Annotated in this window: 20 protein-coding genes; 14 read left to right on the top strand and 6 right to left on the bottom strand. The window is 35.4% G+C overall.

Features of this window, described 5'->3' with window-relative positions; translation table 11 throughout:
• Window positions 1-53 precede the first annotated feature (53 nt).
• Both D0S48_RS07485 and D0S48_RS20585 read right to left on the bottom strand, forming a co-directional pair.
• Complete coding sequence (locus tag D0S48_RS07485) at window positions 54-914, bottom strand: MurR/RpiR family transcriptional regulator (protein ID WP_144537466.1); 861 nt, start codon at window positions 912-914, stop codon at window positions 54-56.
• A gap of 193 nt (window positions 915-1,107) precedes the next feature.
• Entirely contained in the window at window positions 1,108-1,254 is a 147-nt protein-coding gene (locus D0S48_RS20585; RefSeq protein WP_154311328.1) for a hypothetical protein, read from the bottom strand.
• 211 nt (window positions 1,255-1,465) lie between these two features.
• Between D0S48_RS20585 and D0S48_RS07480 the strand changes: the two genes are divergently transcribed.
• Window positions 1,466-1,663 (top strand): hypothetical protein, encoded by a 198-nt coding sequence (locus D0S48_RS07480; RefSeq protein WP_151110986.1) that lies wholly within the window; start codon window positions 1,466-1,468, stop codon window positions 1,661-1,663.
• Window positions 1,664-1,700: 37 nt separating this feature from the next.
• On the opposite strand, the gene D0S48_RS07475 is transcribed toward D0S48_RS07480, so the two are convergent.
• Window positions 1,701-3,707, bottom strand: coding sequence for a thioredoxin domain-containing protein (locus D0S48_RS07475; protein ID WP_151110984.1), 2,007 nt, complete (start codon window positions 3,705-3,707; stop codon window positions 1,701-1,703).
• A gap of 267 nt (window positions 3,708-3,974) precedes the next feature.
• On the opposite strand from D0S48_RS07475, the gene D0S48_RS07470 reads away from it, so the two are divergent.
• Window positions 3,975-5,174: a PDDEXK-like family protein gene (locus D0S48_RS07470; protein ID WP_151110982.1), complete on the top strand. Its 1,200-nt coding sequence runs from the start codon at window positions 3,975-3,977 to the stop codon at window positions 5,172-5,174.
• 139 nt (window positions 5,175-5,313) lie between these two features.
• On the opposite strand, the gene D0S48_RS20580 is transcribed toward D0S48_RS07470, so the two are convergent.
• Complete coding sequence (locus D0S48_RS20580) at window positions 5,314-5,490, bottom strand: hypothetical protein (protein ID WP_154311326.1); 177 nt, start codon at window positions 5,488-5,490, stop codon at window positions 5,314-5,316.
• A 433-nt stretch (window positions 5,491-5,923) separates the two neighbouring features.
• Here D0S48_RS20580 and guaC point away from each other — a divergent pair, with 433 nt between their 5' ends.
• Window positions 5,924-6,907: a GMP reductase gene (gene guaC / locus D0S48_RS07465; RefSeq protein ID WP_144537474.1), complete on the top strand. Its 984-nt coding sequence runs from the start codon at window positions 5,924-5,926 to the stop codon at window positions 6,905-6,907.
• 106 nt (window positions 6,908-7,013) lie between these two features.
• Window positions 7,014-7,436, top strand: coding sequence for a VOC family protein (locus tag D0S48_RS07460; protein ID WP_144537476.1), 423 nt, complete (start codon window positions 7,014-7,016; stop codon window positions 7,434-7,436).
• Between the two features lie 170 nt (window positions 7,437-7,606).
• Here D0S48_RS07460 and D0S48_RS07455 read toward each other — a convergent pair whose 3' ends face one another.
• On the bottom strand, window positions 7,607-8,971 hold the full coding sequence (locus tag D0S48_RS07455) for an FAD-binding oxidoreductase (RefSeq protein ID WP_151110980.1): 1,365 nt from the start codon (window positions 8,969-8,971) through the stop codon (window positions 7,607-7,609).
• Window positions 8,972-9,074: 103 nt separating this feature from the next.
• Here D0S48_RS07455 and D0S48_RS07450 point away from each other — a divergent pair, with 103 nt between their 5' ends.
• The 10 genes from D0S48_RS07450 (at window position 9,075) to D0S48_RS07405 (ending at window position 17,961) form a co-directional block, all read left to right on the top strand.
• A complete protein-coding gene (locus D0S48_RS07450) occupies window positions 9,075-9,743 on the top strand; it encodes a GntR family transcriptional regulator (protein WP_151110978.1) in 669 nt (222 codons plus the stop codon).
• Complete coding sequence (locus D0S48_RS07445; RefSeq protein WP_151110976.1) at window positions 9,740-10,765, top strand: DctP family TRAP transporter solute-binding subunit; 1,026 nt, start codon at window positions 9,740-9,742, stop codon at window positions 10,763-10,765. The genes D0S48_RS07450 and D0S48_RS07445 overlap by 4 nt, the downstream gene beginning before the upstream one ends.
• A 21-nt stretch (window positions 10,766-10,786) precedes the next feature.
• Window positions 10,787-11,281 (top strand): TRAP transporter small permease, encoded by a 495-nt coding sequence (locus tag D0S48_RS07440; RefSeq protein WP_151110974.1) that lies wholly within the window; start codon window positions 10,787-10,789, stop codon window positions 11,279-11,281.
• On the top strand, window positions 11,278-12,567 hold the full coding sequence (locus tag D0S48_RS07435) for a TRAP transporter large permease (RefSeq protein ID WP_151110972.1): 1,290 nt from the start codon (window positions 11,278-11,280) through the stop codon (window positions 12,565-12,567). Before D0S48_RS07440 ends, D0S48_RS07435 begins: the two co-directional genes overlap by 4 nt.
• Before the next feature lie 23 nt (window positions 12,568-12,590).
• A complete protein-coding gene (locus D0S48_RS07430; RefSeq protein ID WP_144537488.1) occupies window positions 12,591-13,745 on the top strand; it encodes an aminotransferase class I/II-fold pyridoxal phosphate-dependent enzyme in 1,155 nt (384 codons plus the stop codon).
• 46 nt (window positions 13,746-13,791) lie between these two features.
• Window positions 13,792-14,868 carry a hypothetical protein gene (locus D0S48_RS07425; protein ID WP_144537490.1) on the top strand — a complete coding sequence of 359 codons (1,077 nt, stop codon included), beginning with the start codon at window positions 13,792-13,794 and terminating at the stop codon, window positions 14,866-14,868.
• A 127-nt stretch (window positions 14,869-14,995) separates the two neighbouring features.
• Window positions 14,996-15,607, top strand: a complete 612-nt coding sequence (locus D0S48_RS07420; protein ID WP_144537492.1) for a pyroglutamyl-peptidase I — start codon at window positions 14,996-14,998, stop codon at window positions 15,605-15,607.
• Window positions 15,600-16,337: a 5-oxoprolinase subunit PxpB gene (gene pxpB / locus D0S48_RS07415; RefSeq protein ID WP_151110970.1), complete on the top strand. Its 738-nt coding sequence runs from the start codon at window positions 15,600-15,602 to the stop codon at window positions 16,335-16,337. Before D0S48_RS07420 ends, pxpB begins: the two co-directional genes overlap by 8 nt.
• 2 nt (window positions 16,338-16,339) lie before the next feature.
• Window positions 16,340-17,104 carry a LamB/YcsF family protein gene (locus D0S48_RS07410; protein WP_151110968.1) on the top strand — a complete coding sequence of 255 codons (765 nt, stop codon included), beginning with the start codon at window positions 16,340-16,342 and terminating at the stop codon, window positions 17,102-17,104.
• A complete protein-coding gene (locus D0S48_RS07405; RefSeq protein WP_151110966.1) occupies window positions 17,101-17,961 on the top strand; it encodes a 5-oxoprolinase subunit C family protein in 861 nt (286 codons plus the stop codon). The genes D0S48_RS07410 and D0S48_RS07405 overlap by 4 nt, the downstream gene beginning before the upstream one ends.
• 113 nt (window positions 17,962-18,074) lie before the next feature.
• On the opposite strand, the gene D0S48_RS07400 is transcribed toward D0S48_RS07405, so the two are convergent.
• A complete protein-coding gene (locus D0S48_RS07400) occupies window positions 18,075-18,986 on the bottom strand; it encodes an LCP family glycopolymer transferase (protein ID WP_151110964.1) in 912 nt (303 codons plus the stop codon).
• Window positions 18,987-19,249: the final 263 nt, after the last annotated feature.

Genomic DNA, 19,249 nt, shown 5'->3' with positions numbered 1-19,249 from the left:
CACTCTTAATCTACCACTTTTTCATAACTGTTTCATTGATATTCCATGTAATTTTATGAATCCTCGTCAGTACTTTCAAAAAGAAAATGACTCGGAATACTTTGATACATAATCTGCCTATTTTTGAAGGCATCCTTTTGCTCCACAATTAACCCAGAAACGATAGCATTCATAAATGAAAATAAGGGGGCTACTGCATCAAAGGTCGATTTATTTTGAGAAAACACAGGAAATAATACGTCGCTAAATTCATGAATAGGAGCGAGCATAGAATCACTGATACCAATAACATAAGCCTTTTGTTTTTTGACAAGCTCAGCAATTTGAAGTGTTTCCTTCAAATAACGATGAAACGATATAATGATGACAACTGAATTCGAGTTCATCTGGGAGACAGTTCTAATCACATCTTCAGTATCTGGTCTTATAAAGTGAACATTTTCTTTTACTAGCCCTAAAGAAAAGGAAAGCCAATTCGCTGCTGGATATGAAGTACGTAGACCCAAAACGTATATTGCTTTAGCCTTTGACAGGCGCTGAACAGCTGCATAATAAGAAGCAGCATCTATTTGATCCATAGTTGTGAGGATGGATTGGCGATCTTTCTCCATAACCTGTTTATGAAAGCTATCTTCTTGAGACAGCTCAATTTCTGTGTGCTGATAGGGGCTAGTCGTGGGTTCATTTATAAAAAAATGTTCTCGCATTCGTTTTTGAAGCTCCACATAGCCTGAAAAGCCAAGAGAATATGAAAATCGTATAACAGTTGATTCACTTATCCCTATTCTTCCACCTAATTCGGCGGCGGAACAAAGCGCAATATCCCTAGGATGATCTAGTACATAAGTAGCCATCTTTTTTTGACTTTTAGACATACTAACGAAGTTATCTCGAATCAGATTATGTAATATCACATTGTTCTCCTTTTGAAGTTAAGGCATTATTTGAGATCCTTTTTGAAGTAGAAGCTTCATTTTCTATTATTGCTTAATTTATCATAATATTCCATTGATTACAATTACTTTTTGGTAAATGGTAATTATTACGTAAATTGTTTATAATAGCTTAATCGTAAAACGAAAAAACCCACTTATTAGTGGGTTGAAATTATTTTGTATTTTCTTTTTTCTCGTTTTTTTTATCCTCTTCGGCGTCAAAATCAGGACAACCTTCTCCAACCATGTTAAGAGAGGCGATCTCATCTAAATCTCGCCTTCTTTTCATTTCATTCGGATCAACAGGATTTGAATGCAATTATTATCCCCTCTCAACTTTTACTTCAATATATTCTTTCAAAAAAGAAAAAAGTCCAAAAAAATATTTTGTCCATAAAAAATTGCTTAAATTTGTATTATGTGCAGGAATTAAATCACAAAATGTAATAATCACGTTAAAAAAATGATTCTGATAATTGTAAAAATAAAATGAAATAGTAAAATAAAATTAATAGAGGGGAGCGTTAATCGTGCCAGTTAAACATTTTGTCCATGGAATGAATAAAAGTATTAGTCATGTCGAAAAATCTGTAGAACAAATGGGATTTCAAACGAGTATGACTAAGGCGGAACAACAACAAATTATGCAAGCTTTACTAGAACTAAGTGAAAAAGTAAAACTGATTGAAACATATATTAATATGGAAAAAAGAAAAGACATTTCTTAATGTCATTTCTTTTAACAAATATTTAAGCATGCCCAGGTTATAAAGACTCGTAAGAAAGTGCCTCAGCAATTTTTGTGATCTCTGTCAAAGGTGGATGACAAATATTGTTTTGACATATTTGCACAGATAAGGCCTGTGGCGAATCGTTCATTGACCACACATCAAATGGTCTGTATGTTGTCTGCAGGAGAGTGGTAATATCTCCAAATGGATGACCGCTTAATTTTATTTGTCTACCATTACTATTTTGTGACATAAAGCCAATTAGTAAAGAAAGATGAGAGGTAGGGTACAGTGTGATTTCCTCAGCAAAAGTTGTGACTGTTCTTTCAGCCTCTTTCAGTAGAGCCATGTCATCTGTAATTTTTGCTAGTTTCCATAACTGCCAGGCAACGGTTCCGTTTCCGGAAGGAATAACCTGATCCATCACGATTTTTTCTCGAACCAATAGTTTTTCGGCATTATTGCTTGTAAAATAAAATCCTCCGTTTACTTCATCCTTAAATTGCTGTGTAATTATTATTGCTGTTTTTTTAGCTTTTTCTATATATTTTTCTTTTCCTGTAGCCTCATATAGTTCGATAAATGCCCATAATAAATTAGCATAGTCATCCAAATATGCGATATGCTTTGTCTCGCCTTCTCGATATGTTGCATATAGTGTGCCTTCCCTTATAAGATGGGATTCTATAAATTGAAGTGCATCTTTTGCTAATTCGATAAAGGGAGAGTTAGTAAATACGGCTCCTGCCTTTGCAAGTGCAGCGATCATCAACGCATTCCAAGAAGTAATCACTTTGTCATCCAAATGAGGGGAGACACGTGATTGACGCTGCATTAATAGCAAGGTCCTTGAATTCTCTATACGTTCCTCCCATTCATCCTCTGATATATTAAACTCTTCTAGAATAGAAGCTGGATCGATATAAATCAGGTTCGGTATGTTTTCGCCCTCGAAATTTCCTTCTTCCGTAATATCATAGGTCTTAGCAAAAAGTAAGCCTTCCACGCCTCCTAAGACCTCCATTATTTCATGATAAGACCAAGTATAATACGTACCTTCTTTACCTTCACTGTCTGCATCAAAAGCAGAATAAAATGCACCATTTGGATGTAACATTTCTCTTTTAAGAAATTTAACCGTATTATAAACAATTTCTTCATATTGCGGGATTCTGGTGATTTGGTACGCCTCTGTATAAACCATTAGAAGTAAGGCTTGATCATATAACATTTTTTCAAAGTGAGGGACAAGCCAAACCTCATCTGTAGAGTATCTAGCAAATCCATAGCCGAGATGATCATAAATTCCACCACGAGCAATCCCATCTAAAGTAGTTTCTACTATGTTTAGAGCGTCTGCATCCTTTGTTGTATCATAGTATCTCATCAAAAAGAGCAGGTGAAGAGGAGAGGGAAACTTTGGCTCTTTTCCGAATCCGCCATATTGGGAATCAAACATACTCGATAAATGTTTGAACGCAGTTTCAAATATAGAAGGTGGTAGAGTTTTGTCTTGACCCATTTCCTTTTCGGTAGCTTGAAGTGCCGCAGTGAGCTTTTCACTAATCTCTTCTATATGTTCAAATTCGTTTTGAAATACATTATGTAATCGTGGCAGCAATTCAAGCAAGCCGGGTTTTCCGTACTTTTGTTCCTTTGGAAAGTAAGTTCCTGCATAAAAGGGCTTTTGCTCAGGTGTTAAAAAGACATGGAGTGGCCATCCTCCTTCTCCAGTTAGCATCTGGCAAACGGTCATATAAATAGAATCAATATCCGGGCGTTCCTCTCGATCAACCTTTATGGATATAAAATGCTTATTTAAAATGTCGGCGATTTCTTGATCCACAAAAGATTCTTGTTCCATCAAGTGACACCAATGACAACTACTATATCCAATACTAACAAAGACCGGCTTGTTCTCTAGTTGTGCTTTTTCAAATGCCTCCTTGCTCCATGTAAACCATTCGACTGGATTATAAGCATGTTGCAGTAAATAAGGAGATTTTTCAGTGATTAGTCTATTAGGTTTATTATTAGGCATTAAATCAACTTCCTTCTGTAAGAATGATTTATTTGTACTTTACCCAATAATTGATCTTTTAATAGTTATCAATGGCTTTAGTATTATATTTTCTTATATATAAAGCAGAGTTAACATCTAGTTTGTATAGAAAAATATATAAATATAATTATATTCTATTTGTCTTTTTAAATGGTACAATGTGGAATGTATATAGTGTAAAGGGATTTATATACATAAGATTTTAGTAACTAATAGGTAATAAATACAAAAGGATTGTGTATGTAAATGAAATTAGAATTGCTTTTAAATGAAGTAAAGAATATTAAGGGAAATCATGAACTTATTCAACGGAAAACTGGAGGCTACTATAATATTTTTGAGATTACCAATATTGCTCATGATGAGGTACGGATATGCCGTTTCCTCTATGATTTATTAAATCCGAAGGGTAGTCATTATCAAGGAAATATTTATTTACAACTTTTTATCGAACATGTCCTTCAATTAGAAATACCTTTAACGGAAATAGAACACGTTAATGTATATCGTGAATTCTTAATTGAAAATAATCGGAGAATTGATTTAGTCATTCAGACGCCTAATTATTTTATTCCAATTGAAGTTAAAATTTTTGCAACAGATCAAGAAAATCAGTGCGCAGACTATTTAAAAGTAGCCCAAAATGCCAACGTTTTTTATTTAACTCGTTTTGGTGAAATGCCTTCTGATAGTAGCATTATAGAGAAGAAACACATTACTCCAATCTCTTTTTCTCTAGATATTATCAAATGGTTAGATAAATGTCTTGAGCACCGTGATATTATCAAGGTTGCATCCATACGAGAGGTACTTTTTCAGTTTCAATCAGCTATTAGGAATTTTACAAACCAATTGGAGGATGAGCAAGAGATGGAAATAAAAGAGCTGCTGAAAACCTCGTCTGCATCAATGAAAAGTGCTGTTGCAATTGAGAAGAGTTTAAAAGGGGTAAAAACTGATTTATTGCTTCGTATATTTAAAGGATTAGAAGAACGCATAGGGTTGGGAAAATTACATAATACATATGATTATGAATTTAATAACATGAAAAAAATAGAAACCTTTTATGATGTAAAGGGCAGTACTTGTCCAGGGATTAGTTATTTATATAAAGAAAATGTGAAGCCAGGAGTGGATATTTGGTTTCGACTTGAAATAGAAGATTATTTAGATGCTGGATTTGTCGTGGCTAAAAATTCAGAGCTTACTCAACAGGTTTTAACTGAAGAAGAAATTAAACTTCATATTCCTCATTTAAATCCCGAGCTCTTAAACTGGTGGGCGTATTGGGAACACTTACCTGTAGATGATGCAAATCAAGTTCCTAATTTTAAATATTTAGATGATGAAAATTTATATTTTAAGCTTTTTGATGAATGGTATTTTAAAGAATTTATAAACGAGTCAATGAAACGAATTGAATTAATTTTTCCATTTAGAAAGTAAAGTAATTTTCGAGGTAGGATTTTTTTGCTCTATCATTATACAGTTGCTAGTAGAACGCGCACGTAGCTAATACCCCTCAAAAAACCCCAAAAAATGAATCATGTATACATAAAAGTAAACATGATTCAAAATCAATCGGCTACAAGCTAATACCGGTAGAAAGTAGTAAAAAGTTTAGTGAAACAACTGCTACTGAGATGTGCATTAAAACTGTTAACCAGTTTTTGCTCGAGCTTTGGAAATCCTGTACAGTCATAGCTACTGACCATATGAAAATAAACAGATATGCTAATTGTAAAAATATTGCTGGCAACATCATAACACCTCCTCTTTTCTATCATATTGCGACGAGAGGAAAAGAACTCCACTAATGTCTATCTTTTATTTATTAGACTTTTATTGAATGTAAAAATGCTAACAATGGCATGCTAAAGCTATGATTTATTATCTCTCTTACAAATGTTAATTTCGCATAAAGATGAGATAACAAATGCAGAAGTTAAGTTGCATAATATGGTGATTTCTACTAACTATGAACGCATTAGCTTTGGAAAGCGACAAGTTCTTCATGAAGCCTATGCGTCTTTTTGATGCTGTAACTGTCTCAGTCGTCCTAATGGTTTTTGCGACCTCCTGGAAATAAAGTTATAAAACCTTTGACAAGCTATAATAAATCGTGTAAATTATCCAATGGACGAACAATTTATCTTTTATACAATAAAAATATTCGTGTTTAGGAGTGTTGTAACGTGGAAAACGTATTTGATTATGAGGATATTCAATTAATTCCTGCGAAATGTGTGGTTAACAGTCGTTCTGAATGTGATACTACAGTTTCTTTAGGTGGACATAAATTTAAATTACCGGTTGTGCCTGCAAACATGCAAACAATCATTGATGAAAAAATTGCATTGTATTTAGCGGAAAATGGATATTTTTATATTATGCATCGTTTTCAGCCAGAGGAACGTGTAGATTTTATTAAGAATATGCAATCCAAAGGTTTAATCGCATCTATTAGTGTAGGTGTAAAAAAAGAAGAATATGATTTTGTTGAACAATTGGCTAATGAAGCATTAGTTCCTGAATTTATTACAATAGATATTGCTCATGGTCATTCTAACGCAGTAATCGATATGATAAAGCATATTAAAAAACATATACCGAAAAGCTTTGTCATTGCTGGCAACGTGGGAACACCTGAAGCTGTGCGTGAGTTAGAAAACGCTGGTGCAGACGCTACGAAGGTAGGAATTGGACCAGGCAAGGTGTGCATTACAAAAATCAAAACTGGCTTTGGAACTGGCGGTTGGCAATTAGCTGCATTACGCTGGTGCGCAAAAGCTGCTAGTAAACCAATTATAGCGGACGGTGGAATTCGTACCCACGGTGACATAGCTAAGTCTGTAAGATTTGGAGCATCCATGGTAATGATCGGTTCGCTATTTGCAGGACACGAGGAATCTCCTGGAGTAACAATTGAAAAAGATGGTAAACGTTTTAAAGAGTATTTTGGATCAGCTTCTGAGTTTCAAAAAGGTGAAAAGAAAAATGTAGAAGGCAAAAAAATGTTCGTTGAGCATAAAGGGAATCTTGAGGATACCTTAAGAGAGATGGAGCAGGATTTACAATCTTCTATTTCTTATGCAGGTGGAAACAAACTTGACGCTATACGTAATGTAGACTATGTAGTCGTTAAAAACTCCATCTTTAATGGAGATAAAGTATATTAAAAAGTATCTTATTTTGGAAATAATTTCTATTAATTAACAAGGTGATATGGTACAATTTCTCTGAGATTATTATTATTTCAATAACAAAAAATAGGGAGTGTTTCATATGGCTGTTAATGTATATATTAACTTTAATGGGAATTGTCGAGAAGCAGTAGAATATTATAGCCAAGTTTTTAAAACAGAAGAGCCACAAATAATGACTTTTGGTGAAGCACCAAAAGATCCAAACTTTAGTCTTCCAGATGAGGTCAAAGATTTAGTTATGCATACTCGTCTTAATATTGGTGGTAGTAATGTGATGTTTTCAGATACTTTCCCTGATTATCCTTTTGTTGTTGGAAATAATATTAGTTTAGCTTATATGAGCGAAGACGAGGCAGAAATTAAAGCCGCTTTTGAAACTCTTAAAGAGGGTGGAAAAGTTGGTATGGATATACAAGAAACCTTTTGGAGTAAGTGCTACGGAATTGTAACAGATAAATTCGGGATTGAGTGGCAATTGAGCCTTGAAATGAATAACCATTAGTACATTTTAAAGAGGATGGGACAAAACCCACCTTAGAAAATTACGAGTCCCGAAAATTTACCGATTAGTAAATTTTCGGGACTCTTTTCTATTACATAGTGGTGTTCTCCGCTACAGTGGACGCTTTCCTAGGGCACGGATCGAGCCCATAGTCTCTCCCACACGCTATCTTAAATAAATATCTTGCCTGGATTTAAAATACCATTCGGATCAAAAAGTAATTTAATAGACTTCATCAATTCTACCGCTTCGCCATGCTCTTTTAGTTGATACTTCATCTTCCCGACACCTACACCATGCTCACCTGTACAGCTCCCACCTAATTCTATTGCTTTCATGGCAATTTGGTCGTCTGTATATTTTGCTTTAGCTTTTTCTACAGGATCGTTAGGATCATACATGACCATCGTATGGAAATTACCGTCACCTACGTGTCCAAACACACCACCGATAAGACCGCTTTCCTCTAATAGTGTACGACCGAATACTACCATCTCGGCTAGCTTAGAGATAGGTACGCATGCATCGGCACCAGTAGAAGCTTTTCCTTTAATATGCTTGTAAGAATAGGCTAGCTCATGACGAGCCTTCCACAAATCGGCACGATCTTTTGGGGTATTGGCGCGTTCCCAATTGCTACAACCGAATTCCTTCATTAATTCTTCTACAACCGAAGCTTCCTCTTCAACAATGTTAGGTGTACCTGCAAATTCAAAGAATAGTGAATGCTCTTCTGGGAACGCATAGCCCCCATAACTATTCACTTGTTTAATACTCTCAGCATCTACTAGCTCCATTCTAAGTACTTGTATCCCACAGGACAAGACTGCCTGAGCAGCTTCTGCACATTCTCCAGGTGTATTAAATGTACAACGTGCAGCTAAAACCTTTTCAGGTATGCCATGTAGCTTGAGTGTAGCCTTTGTAATAACTCCTAACGTCCCTTCGGAGCCAGCCATTATTCCATTCAAGTTGTAGCCAGAAGAGGACTTCTTCGCCTTTGAACCAGTATGTATGACAGTGCCATTTGCTAGAACAACCTCTAAATCTAATATTTGGTCTCTCATAGACCCATATCGTACGGCCGTTGTGCCGCTTGCATTATTTGCGATCATTCCACCAATCGATGCATCCGCACCGGGATCAATTGGAAAGTAAAGTCCATGCTTATTTATAAATTCGTTTAGCTGAAGTCGGGTGATGCCTGGCTCTACTGTTATCATCAAATCCTCAGGATAGAATTCTATAATTTTTTTCATATTATCGAAGTTCATAGAAATTCCTTTGTGAATCGGAATAGCTTGACCTTCTAGTCCGGATCCTGCTCCATAGGGGGTAACAGGAATTTTATGCTCATTTGCTATTTTCAATACTTTCACAATATCTTCTACGCCTTCTGGAAAGTACACAAAATCTGGCTCCACGTAGGGATGGGAGGATTCATCTCGACTATGTCTATATAATTCTGATTCGCTTTTACTTATTTTTTCTTTTCCAAGTACCTCTAAAAATTGCTCATATAAATAGGTTTCCATGACAATCCTCCTGTAAATCTAAAAATTCAAAATATTTATTTACAATAATATTAACATAATATATTATTCATGTATACAGTATACAGAAAGGAGAATGCTCTTTGTGAAAAAGCTATTTCCAAAAGAATCTCTTGCTGATCAAGCTTTTAAGGCTTTAAAGGATGCAATTATTACGGGCAAACTTCCCCAGCAGGAAGAATTACCAGAAGAAAAGTTAGCGGTAGATTTAGGGATTAGCAGAACTCCAATACGTGAAGCTATAAAAAGGCTAGCAGTCGAGGGTCTTGTACAGTTAAATAAGTCTAAACCAGCAACTGTAGCAACTTTTAAGAAAGAGGACGGACTCCATTATATGGAGATACGAAGGCTTTTAGAAATCTACAACATCGACAAACATGCCCATCAAATCTCTGAGGAGATACTGTGCGCCTTACAGGATAACCTAGTGGAGCAATTAGCATCGATTAAAAACGAAAGCTACAATACATTTATTGACTTAGACCAACAATTTCATTTGCTAATCGGAAGTATAGGAGCCAATCGCAAATTGAGTGAGCTGATAAATGAAGCCAATGCTGGAAGTAATCGTGCTTTTTTAATACTCTCCAACACGTTAGAGGTCAGTGCAGAGGAAGCCTATTATGAGCATGAAGAAATTTTAAAAGCGCTTCGAATACATCATAACGATTTAGCCAAACAACTTATGACTCGTCATCTAGATAATGTAGAAAGAAGATTTTTATCATATTTTAATGAGGAGGATAAGAAATGAAGAAATTATTCACATTACTAATTATTACATTAATTACGTTAAGTGCATGTGGAAGACCATCCACCAATACATCAACATCTAGCTCGGGGGAAGAACAAGATCAATATACTATTAATCTTGCATATTTGGTGTCCGAAGAGCAGTCCACACATTTAGCAGCCAAAACATTTAAGGAAAAGCTAGAAGAAGAATCTGATGGACGTTTAAAAGTAGAGTTATTTCCAAATGGACAGCTATACCCTTCAGACAGAGAGGCTATTGAAGCTGTTCAGTTAGGTAACATCGAAATGACTATTCCAGCAGTAGCACCATTGGCATCTTTCAATAAAAAGTTCATGGTTTTTGATTTGCCATTTTTGTTTAATGATCATGAGGCAGCATATAGAGCGCTTGATGGAGATTTAGGGGATAAGTTGCTTGCGGAATTAGAGAGTAATGATATGAAGGGATTGGTTTTCGCTGAGAACGGCTTCCGTCATATGTCTAATAACAAAGGTCCAATTGAAGGTATAGCAAATCTGAAGGGGTTGAAATATCGAACGCTTGAAAACCCCGTACATACGGATACCTTTAAGGCCTTTGGGGCAAATGCCTCTCCATTTGCTTTTGGCGAATTATACACAGCACTTCAACAAAATACATACGAAGCAATGGAGTCTCCAATTTCTTTGTATTATACTAACAAATTTTATGAGGTTCAGGATTATCTAACTCTTACTAGTCATGTTTACGCTGCAACTATTTTGTTGATGAACAATGATTTCTATAATAGCTTACCTGATGACTTGCAGGAGCTAGTACAAACTGCTTCTGAGGAATACAGAACAGAACAACGAGAAATTGCACAAAAACAAGATGTAGAATTCCTAAAAAAATTACAAGAAGAAGGAATGAAAGTCAATGAACTGACTGAAGAGCAACGCAACGAATTCAAAGATGCAACTCAATCCGTTTATGACAAATACGTAACTGAAATAGGAGAGGATCTTGTCCATATGGCAGAGGAAGCAAACAAACAATAATGGAGCAGGGGTGAAATGTATATGCTAAAGAAATTTGCCAAGTTCGAAGAGATATTGCTAGTCTTCTCCCTAGTTTTAATGGTTGTACTAATTTTTGGTCAAGTAATAGGCAGATATGTCTTCTCCTCAGCACCAAGCTGGACAGAGGAAATGGCAAGATATATTCATATTTTCCAAGTTTGGATTGGCGCAAGCTATGCGGTCAAATTAAGACAGCACATTAGAGTGGAAGCGTTTATTACTCGCTTCCACGGGGTGTTTCGCCAAGTACTAGAAATATTATCTATCCTGATTTGGTTTGCAATGGCACTATTTTTGGCGGTATTTGGTACAGAACTTGTTCTGAGTAGCATTAATCATGGTCAACTGGCACCCGCTATGCAAATTCCTATTTGGATTCCTTATTTGGCTATACCACTTGGTGGAATTGGAATGGCAATCCGATTAGTGATTCAAATAAAAGAAGTCATACGCGGCAATTATGAAAAACCTGAAGAAGAGGAGATCATACTATGACGGTAGCTCTTTTGTTTGGTACTTTGTTTATTTGCCTATTGATTGGCGTTCCTATTGCAATTTCGTTAGGGGTTTCTGCTTTAGTCGCTATTTATTTCGGTTCGAACCTTCCACTCGGCATTATAGCTCAAAAAGCATTTACATCTTTGGATTCTTTCCCACTATTGGCAATCCCTTTTTTCATGTTAGCAGGGGTTCTGATGAGTAAAGGAGGAGTCTCTAAAAGGTTATTGGATATGGCTGCAGCCTTAGTAGGTTGGATTGTTGGAGGGTTATCTTTAGTAACTATAGTGGCATCTATGTTTTTTGCAGCTATATCAGGATCAGGACCTGCAACGGTAGCAGCAATTGGTGGTTTTATGATTCCTGAAATGAAAAAAAAGAAATATGATGGTGGATTTGCGGCTGCTGTTTCCGCTTCTGCAGGATCCATAGGTGTGATTATTCCACCAAGTATTCCTTTTGTTCTTTATGGAGTAATTGGGAGTGTGTCCGTAGGAAGTATGTTCCTTGCAGGAATATTACCTGGTATTATTATCGGTATTGGTCTTATGATCACTGCTTATTTTATTGCTAAAAAACGTGGCTATAAGTCAGAGGACAACGCAAGCTTTTCATTTAAGGATGTATTAAAAGCTACATACGATGCAAAATGGGCATTGCTAATACCTATAATTATTTTGGGTGGGATTTACGGGGGCTTTTTCTCTCCTACAGAAGCTGCAGTAGTAGCAGTCGTCTATGCATTAATAATTGGATTGTTCGTGTACAAGGAGCTTACTTGGAAATCCGTTTTTGAATGCTTTCGTGAAGCGGTCGTCATTAATGCTACTACGATGATTATTATTGGACTTTCAGTATCTTTTGCGTATTTTATGACTTTAGAACAGGTACCCAATGATATTTCTTCTTTCTTGACTGAATTATCTACCAATCCAATTGTCATTTTAATAGCTATTAACATCATACTATTAATAGTAGGAATGTTTATCGATACAATATCTGCATTAGTCATCCTAACACCGATCCTTTTGCCAATTGTTATTGCCGTTGGTGTCGACCCTATTCATTTTGGGGTAATATTAGTTACCAACTTAGCGATTGGTTTTATCACACCACCACTTGGTGTAAACTTGTTTGTAGCTTCTAGTGTAGGTAATGTAAAGTTTGAAAAAATAGTAATGGCTGTCATTCCGTTTTTATTCAGCATGATCGTTTGCTTAATCCTAATTACTTTCTTACCGAGTCTATCTTTATGGCTTCCAAGCATTCTAGGCAATAAATAATTGTGAAAGAAGGATAAATAGATATGTCTTTAAACATTAATCCACGTGCAAGAGCACTTGAACAACCTGGCATTCGTCAGTTTTCTAATCAGCTCGTTAACTTCCCAAATGCTATTAATCTTACAATAGGACAACCAGATTTTCCAACTCCACAGGCAGTAAAGGATGCTGGAATAAATGCTATTCAAAATAATTTAACTGGATATTCTCATAATGCTGGATTAATAGAATTACGAGAAGCAGTTAATAATTTTTTTACAGACAAATATGGTTTCTCCTACAATCCTGCTAAGGAAATTGTCATTACGAACGGGGCCAGCGAAGCCATCGACACAGTATTTCGAACAATTTTGGAAGAGGGCGATGAAGTTATATTGCCAGCTCCTATCTATTCCGGCTATGAACCTGTCATTAAATTTTGTGGAGCTAAGATTATTTATCTAGATACGACAAACACTGGTCTTCAACCATCAGCCGATGCACTGGAAAAACTTATAACCGATAAAACAAAAGCTATTTTGTTTAATAATCCATCAAATCCTACGGGCATGGTCATTGAAAAGAACGTAATGGATGACCTAGTTGAAATGCTGAAGGATAAGGAAGTTTATATTGTCTCTGATGAGATTTATAGTGAAAATACCTTTTTAGGAGAGCATGTTTCCTTTGCTTCATATCCGGTGCTAAGAGAGAAATTATTTTATATCCACGGTGTTTCAAAATCCCATTCAATGACAGGCTGGAGAATTGGATTTATATTAGGGCCTGAAAAAATTATGGAGCATGTGCTTAAAGTACATTTATACAATTCAATTTGCGCTTCCTTGCCATCACAGTATGGTGCGTTAGAGGCATTAACGAATTCGAAAGATATCCCAAGTGCGATGAATGTAGAGTATGTAACAAGACGTGATTATGTATATAATCGTTTGTTAGAAATGGGCCTACCTGTCATTAAGCCTAACGGAGCATTTTATATATTCCCTTCTATAGAAGCATTTGGCATAAAGTCATTTGATTTTGCTACTAAGTTGCTACATGAAGGCGGTGTTGCTGTTGTTCCGGGTAGTACATTTACTCCATATGGAGAAGGATATATTAGAATTTCCTACGCTTATTCCATGGCAGTTTTAGAAGAGGGTTTAAATCGTTTAGAACGTTTTATAGAAAAACTATAATTAATAGTCCCAAAGATTTCTATTACATGACGAAATGGAGAATACAATGAAAAAAATTATTTCGTATTCACTTGCAATTGGTATTTTTAGTAGTGCTCTTTTTACTCCAGTGGCTAATGTACATGCGGCTTCTCTAACAAAAGCGGAAACACTTGTTCAGAGAGCGCAGAAAGAAGCGACGGCTCTAAAATGGCAAATTTCCTACGAGCATACTAAGTCTATTAAAACTCCAGATATGAGGGTTTTTAATTCGACTAAATCAGCTTACCTAGCGGCACAAAAAGAAATTGCATCGATCAATGACTCTGCAAAAAGAGCTGAACTAGAAAAAAGGTTAGAGGAAACGGTAGGGAGCCATTATAAGCGTTCCATGGGATACGTGGATGCAATCACGTCTGGAAATAAAATTCAGAAACTATCAGATACCCTGGAACTAGAGTACAGGAAGGACCCAAGCTCTAAACTTACGGAAACAGCTTATCGTGCCTTGTCTGAGGAGATTAAAAAACAAGGAAAGCTTCTCTATAAAGTATACGGCAAGTCTACGCGTGAAGCTTTTATTACTAAATATAAGTCGCCTGCCGAACAGATGCTACTTAATGTAAAATCTGCGAAAACAGCTACAGGCTTAATCAATGACCTGGATCAGGCGATTCAAAAGAAAGCAAAACAACAGGAAAAGGATTCTATTTTAAATCAGTTGTTTTTAAGTCTAGAAGCGCTAAAAGATGATTCTATGTATTATCAATTATTTGATGAATACAGCAAGATAATTCGAAAAGACTCTAATTTTCTTTCTCAAGAAAAAGAATTAACAGCTTATTTTGAACATATGAATCAGCTAATAAATAAAAAGGATATAGCTGGAGTTTTTGCATTGTATAGTGAGGAATTTCCGGACTATCAATATTTGAAAGAAGATATTCAAGGCTCTTTCAATGAAAATGATACAAAATTCGAATTGTTAAATGCATATGTCTATACAATCATTAGTGATTATGCCTATGTTGAAGTGGAGGACTTGGCGACAACTGGGAATCAGAAGGAATCTATTCTAAATGTATACTTACTGAAAAAAGAAAGTAAGGAATGGAGAATTGTGGATATTTTTACTCCTTACTAATATATGAATTTCTAACAACCAATGGGTTATAAACTTGTTGGTTGTTATTTTTTGTTTGAAAGAATGTTAGAATTATTAATATAGAAAATTCTAATAACTTTATAATTGCTTTCGAGGAGGAAAATAAATGAAGAAACTTCTTTTAACAGGATTTGAACCGTTTTTAAATTATACAGTGAATCCAACTATGAAAATTGTAGATGAATTGGATGGTTTAGAAATCAATGGTTATAAAGTGGTTAGTAGAATCCTAACGGTAGACTTTCTTTTGTCTGGGCAACAATTACTTCAATTATTGGAGGATGAAAAGCCAAATGTCCACATTTCATTGGGCTTAGCAGCTGGCAGATATAAAGTCACTCCGGAGAGAATTGCTATTAATGTTAAAGATGGAGATGCAGACAATGTAGGAAATAGACCAATTGATGAACCTATTCAACCAGAGGGAGAGCCAGGTTACTATTCCACGCTACCAATTCGCAAAATGGTTGATAAGCTAATAGAAAATGGTTTTCCTTCAGAAATTTCTAATACCGCTGGCACTTATCTTTGTAATAATGTGATGTATGAAGCATTACATTACGTGAATACGACTAATAGTTCTATAATATCAGGGTTTATTCATATCCCAGCCTCTCATGAACTGGCTATTGAGCATGGTAAAGTTCCAAGCTGGTCTCATGAAGATTTAAAAAATAGTGTTATCACTTGTATAAGTGTTTTAGATTCTAATGAATAGAGATAAGCCTAAGTTCTTTAGAACAGGTGAGAGAACCCTGCGTTTTAGTTTCCAGGAGGCTATTAGTCACGAAATACTAAGTAACGTACATTCCTTTGCCGAAATGATTTCTTTGGAATGGAGTCATTATATAGAAGAAATCGTACCAAGCTACCATACGGTTACTGTTTTTTTCTACACTTCGTCTACTTTAGAGAAGGCAAATATAGAGGAATTACTAATAAAATGGCAACAACAAAAGCAAATGGATAAAAACAAATCGACTAGATTAGTACATATTCCGGTTTGTTATGAAGAGTCATTTTCAATTGATATTGATAGAGTAACTTCTATTAATAAATTATCTAAAGAAGAGATTATTAAACTTCATACGCAAACTTTATACACCGTGTATATGGTTGGATTCTTGCCTGGTTTTCCTTATTTGGGTGCTTTAAATAAAGATATTTGCGTGTCACGTTTAGATAAACCCAGAGCTTTTGTACCAAAAGGATCTGTTGGAATTGGTGGAAGTCAAACAGGTATATATCCGATCGACTCTCCAGGAGGGTGGAATATAATTGGTAGAACCCCTTTGGAAATATATTCGGTTAATCGAAAATCACCATTTTTATTGAAAGCAAGAGACCTTCTTCAGTTTTATCCTATTTCTTTGAATGACTACAAAGAGTTAGAAATCGAATTGGAAAAGGATCCTGAGGCAATTTATCGTTTTGTAGAGGAGCTGTGACCATGAGGATTGATATAAATGCTGATGTTGGAGAAAGCTTTGGTAGCTTTAAGGTAGGAGAGGATGAAGAATTATTTAAAGTCATTACCTCTGCAAATATTGCTTGCGGATTTCATGCTGGAGATTTCACGGTAATGAACAGTACAGTCCAAGGGGCAAAGAAAAATAATTTATCTATTGGTGCTCATCCTGGTTTTCCTGATAAACAAGGATTTGGACGTAGAAATATGAATATGTCTCCAAATGAAATTTATGAAATGATCATTTATCAAATAGGGGCGTTAAAGGCTTTTTGTCAGATTCATAATGTACAGCTTGCTCATATAAAACCTCATGGAGCACTATATAATATGGCAGCTATAAATAGTTCTATTGCTAGAGCGGTAGCTCGAGCAATCTATGATATAGAACCGAATGCGATTCTATTTGGCTTAAATAACAGTGAAATAATAGTCGCTGGGAAAGATCTTGGACTTCAAACTGCCCAAGAGGCTTTTGCTGATCGACTTTATGATGAAGAAGGTTATCTCGTTAGTCGAACTGAACCAAATGCTGTGTTAGCTACTGTGGAGGATGTTGTCAATCAAGCATTACGAATTGTAAAAGGAAATGAAGTAAGGACCAAGACAGGTAATATAATAAGTATCCATGCCGATACTTTGTGCTTTCATGGTGATGGAAAAAATGTCTCGTCTATAGTTAAGAAAGTGAGAATGGTGCTAGAGGAAAATAACGTAAAGGTTGCACCTGTGGAGTTGAGTAAGTGAAAGCACTATTTAAAGTAATAAAAGAGGGGGTATACGCCTCCTATCAAGATTTAGGAAGAACAGGGTATCGAAAATTTGGTATGCCAGTGGCGGGGGCGATGGACAAGTTTGCTTTTCAAATAGGTAATAAAATAATGAATAATTCTCCAAATTCCCTTACTTTAGAAATATTTTTAGGAGGAATTTCTCTAGAAGTATTAGATACTCATAAAATAGTCATCTGTGGAGCAGACCTCGAAGCTGCTTTAGATGGAAAGCCCATAACTTTATGGAAGTCTTTTAGTGTCTTTAAGGGACAAGTCTTAACTTTTAAAGGACCAAGGGGTGGAAGTATTGCATATATAATACCAGTAGGAGGGTTTTGTGCTGACACAGTCATGAACAGTAAATCTGCATATCCACGAGCTGACATAGGAGGTTTGTTGAAGCCAGGAATGATCTTGTTTGTCCCAGATATCCCTTATAGTAAAGTGCAAACTGGTTTAATACCATCTTTTATTCCTAATTATGAAAAAGAAGTTACCGTAAATGTATGGAAAAGCCCCCATTTGTCTTTGTTTAAACAAAAAAGTATCGAGACTTTTTTGGACTCGACATACATTTATAAAGCTGGTGATCGAATGGGGTACTACATAGAGGGCGCAGAGCTGGAATTTGTTACAAATGGAGACATCTTATCCGAGGCTACACAGTTTGGTACTATCCAAGTCTCTAACAATGGTCAGCCTGTTATTTTAATGGCAGATGCACAGACAGTTGGCGGATACGCAACCATAGGAAAGATAGCTGAGGAGGATTTGTGGAAGGTTTCTCAGTTGAAAATTGGTGGGAAAATACATTTTCAATGGATTATATAACTAAACTGTCATAATTTACGAGTATAGAGTTACCGTATTTTATGACAGTTCTAAAAAATGATATTTATAGTTGGTTTGTAAAAGATAATATTTGCGCTTCTACAGAGCTTTTACTACATTTTTAAATGCTCGTTCATTTCCCTGGAAATATCATTTAATTCATCCTCGTTCATCATATAATACCAAATACCATTCTTTAATTCTCCGACACCGTCCTCAAAGGATAAAGATTCAATCGTATTTATGCTTTTTTTATATTCCTTTTGTATATTTAGCATTTGCTCGAAGGTCATATTGGTTTGTATATTTTCTTCGATAATATGAAGAAGCTCATTATGCTTTAAGAGTATGTTAAAGTTGGCTCCCTTTTTTAGTAGGGATTGAATTACTTGTTTTTGACGTAATTGCCTCCCAAAATCTCCCTGTGGATCATCCTTACGCATTTGTACATAATCTAAAGCCTGTTCTCCGTGTAAGCTAATTTCTCCTTCTTTGAAGATAGTATCATTCACCTGGAAGCTCCTGTCATTGTTAACTGTCACGCCACCTATAAAATCCACAATGTCCTTAAATCCTTCCATATCTATTTGAATCACATAGTCAATTGGAACATTTAGTAGATTTTCAACTGTATTTACAGACATTTCTATGCCCCCGAATGCATAGGCGTGATTGATTTTGTCTTGAATTTCTTTTCCGATGATCTCTGTATAAGTATCTCGAGGAATGCTAACCATTTTAATGGATTCACTAGTAGGGTTCACTGTTAGGAAAAGAATTGTATCAGAACGTCCTTTATCTCCTTCTCTTTTATCCACACCTAAGATTAATAAGGAAAAAGGGATTTTCTTCTGTAACACAATCTCATCTTTTCTTAATACAGAAACTTTTCTTAGCTCTGGCTCATGTATTTCTTGAAGAGTGGTCGTAACGTCACTATATACATTTTGGGCATAAAAAAATAAACCTATAAAAATACAACAGAAAAATAATAGAACTAACAGGATGATATTCTTTTTAGACATAAAAAGTCTCCTTAAATAACATATTCTTATGTATTTGTATGAATTTATTGAAGTAAGTAGTAGTAATATATGTCCGGTTAGAAAAGTATTTTTTATGCTTGAACTAGCAAATTGAATATTTCAATATATAGATAGTTTTTAGTGAATATTTGATTTAGATTCTTCTGCATTCTCCATCAGCACCGATTCATAAAATGATTAAAAATAGTTGTTTAATGTAATTATGTGATAATTATCACAGGGTGTTCGATTGAATATAGGTA

It is taken from the genome of Psychrobacillus sp. AK 1817, from assembly GCF_008807035.1.
GTDB lineage: Bacteria > Bacillota > Bacilli > Bacillales_A > Planococcaceae > Psychrobacillus > Psychrobacillus faecigallinarum.
The sequence above is the reverse complement of the archived record's forward strand: the minus strand, read 5'-3'. Positions and strand labels throughout refer to the sequence as shown.

What these genes read in the sequence shown, in the direction of transcription:
- D0S48_RS07475 (WP_151110984.1), bottom strand. Translation starts at nt 3,707, where the DNA reads ATGCCTAATAATAAACCTAATAGACTAATCACTGAAAAATCTCCTTAT.
- D0S48_RS07470 (WP_151110982.1), top strand. Translation starts at nt 3,975, where the DNA reads ATGAAATTAGAATTGCTTTTAAATGAAGTAAAGAATATTAAGGGAAAT.
- D0S48_RS20580 (WP_154311326.1), bottom strand. Translation starts at nt 5,490, where the DNA reads ATGTTGCCAGCAATATTTTTACAATTAGCATATCTGTTTATTTTCATA.
- D0S48_RS07460 (WP_144537476.1), top strand. Translation starts at nt 7,014, where the DNA reads ATGGCTGTTAATGTATATATTAACTTTAATGGGAATTGTCGAGAAGCA.
- D0S48_RS07455 (WP_151110980.1), bottom strand. Translation starts at nt 8,971, where the DNA reads ATGGAAACCTATTTATATGAGCAATTTTTAGAGGTACTTGGAAAAGAA.
- D0S48_RS07445 (WP_151110976.1), top strand. Translation starts at nt 9,740, where the DNA reads ATGAAGAAATTATTCACATTACTAATTATTACATTAATTACGTTAAGT.
- D0S48_RS07440 (WP_151110974.1), top strand. Translation starts at nt 10,787, where the DNA reads ATGCTAAAGAAATTTGCCAAGTTCGAAGAGATATTGCTAGTCTTCTCC.
- D0S48_RS07435 (WP_151110972.1), top strand. Translation starts at nt 11,278, where the DNA reads ATGACGGTAGCTCTTTTGTTTGGTACTTTGTTTATTTGCCTATTGATT.
- D0S48_RS07430 (WP_144537488.1), top strand. Translation starts at nt 12,591, where the DNA reads ATGTCTTTAAACATTAATCCACGTGCAAGAGCACTTGAACAACCTGGC.
- D0S48_RS07425 (WP_144537490.1), top strand. Translation starts at nt 13,792, where the DNA reads ATGAAAAAAATTATTTCGTATTCACTTGCAATTGGTATTTTTAGTAGT.
- D0S48_RS07420 (WP_144537492.1), top strand. Translation starts at nt 14,996, where the DNA reads ATGAAGAAACTTCTTTTAACAGGATTTGAACCGTTTTTAAATTATACA.
- pxpB (WP_151110970.1), top strand. Translation starts at nt 15,600, where the DNA reads ATGAATAGAGATAAGCCTAAGTTCTTTAGAACAGGTGAGAGAACCCTG.
- D0S48_RS07410 (WP_151110968.1), top strand. Translation starts at nt 16,340, where the DNA reads ATGAGGATTGATATAAATGCTGATGTTGGAGAAAGCTTTGGTAGCTTT.
- D0S48_RS07400 (WP_151110964.1), bottom strand. Translation starts at nt 18,986, where the DNA reads ATGTCTAAAAAGAATATCATCCTGTTAGTTCTATTATTTTTCTGTTGT.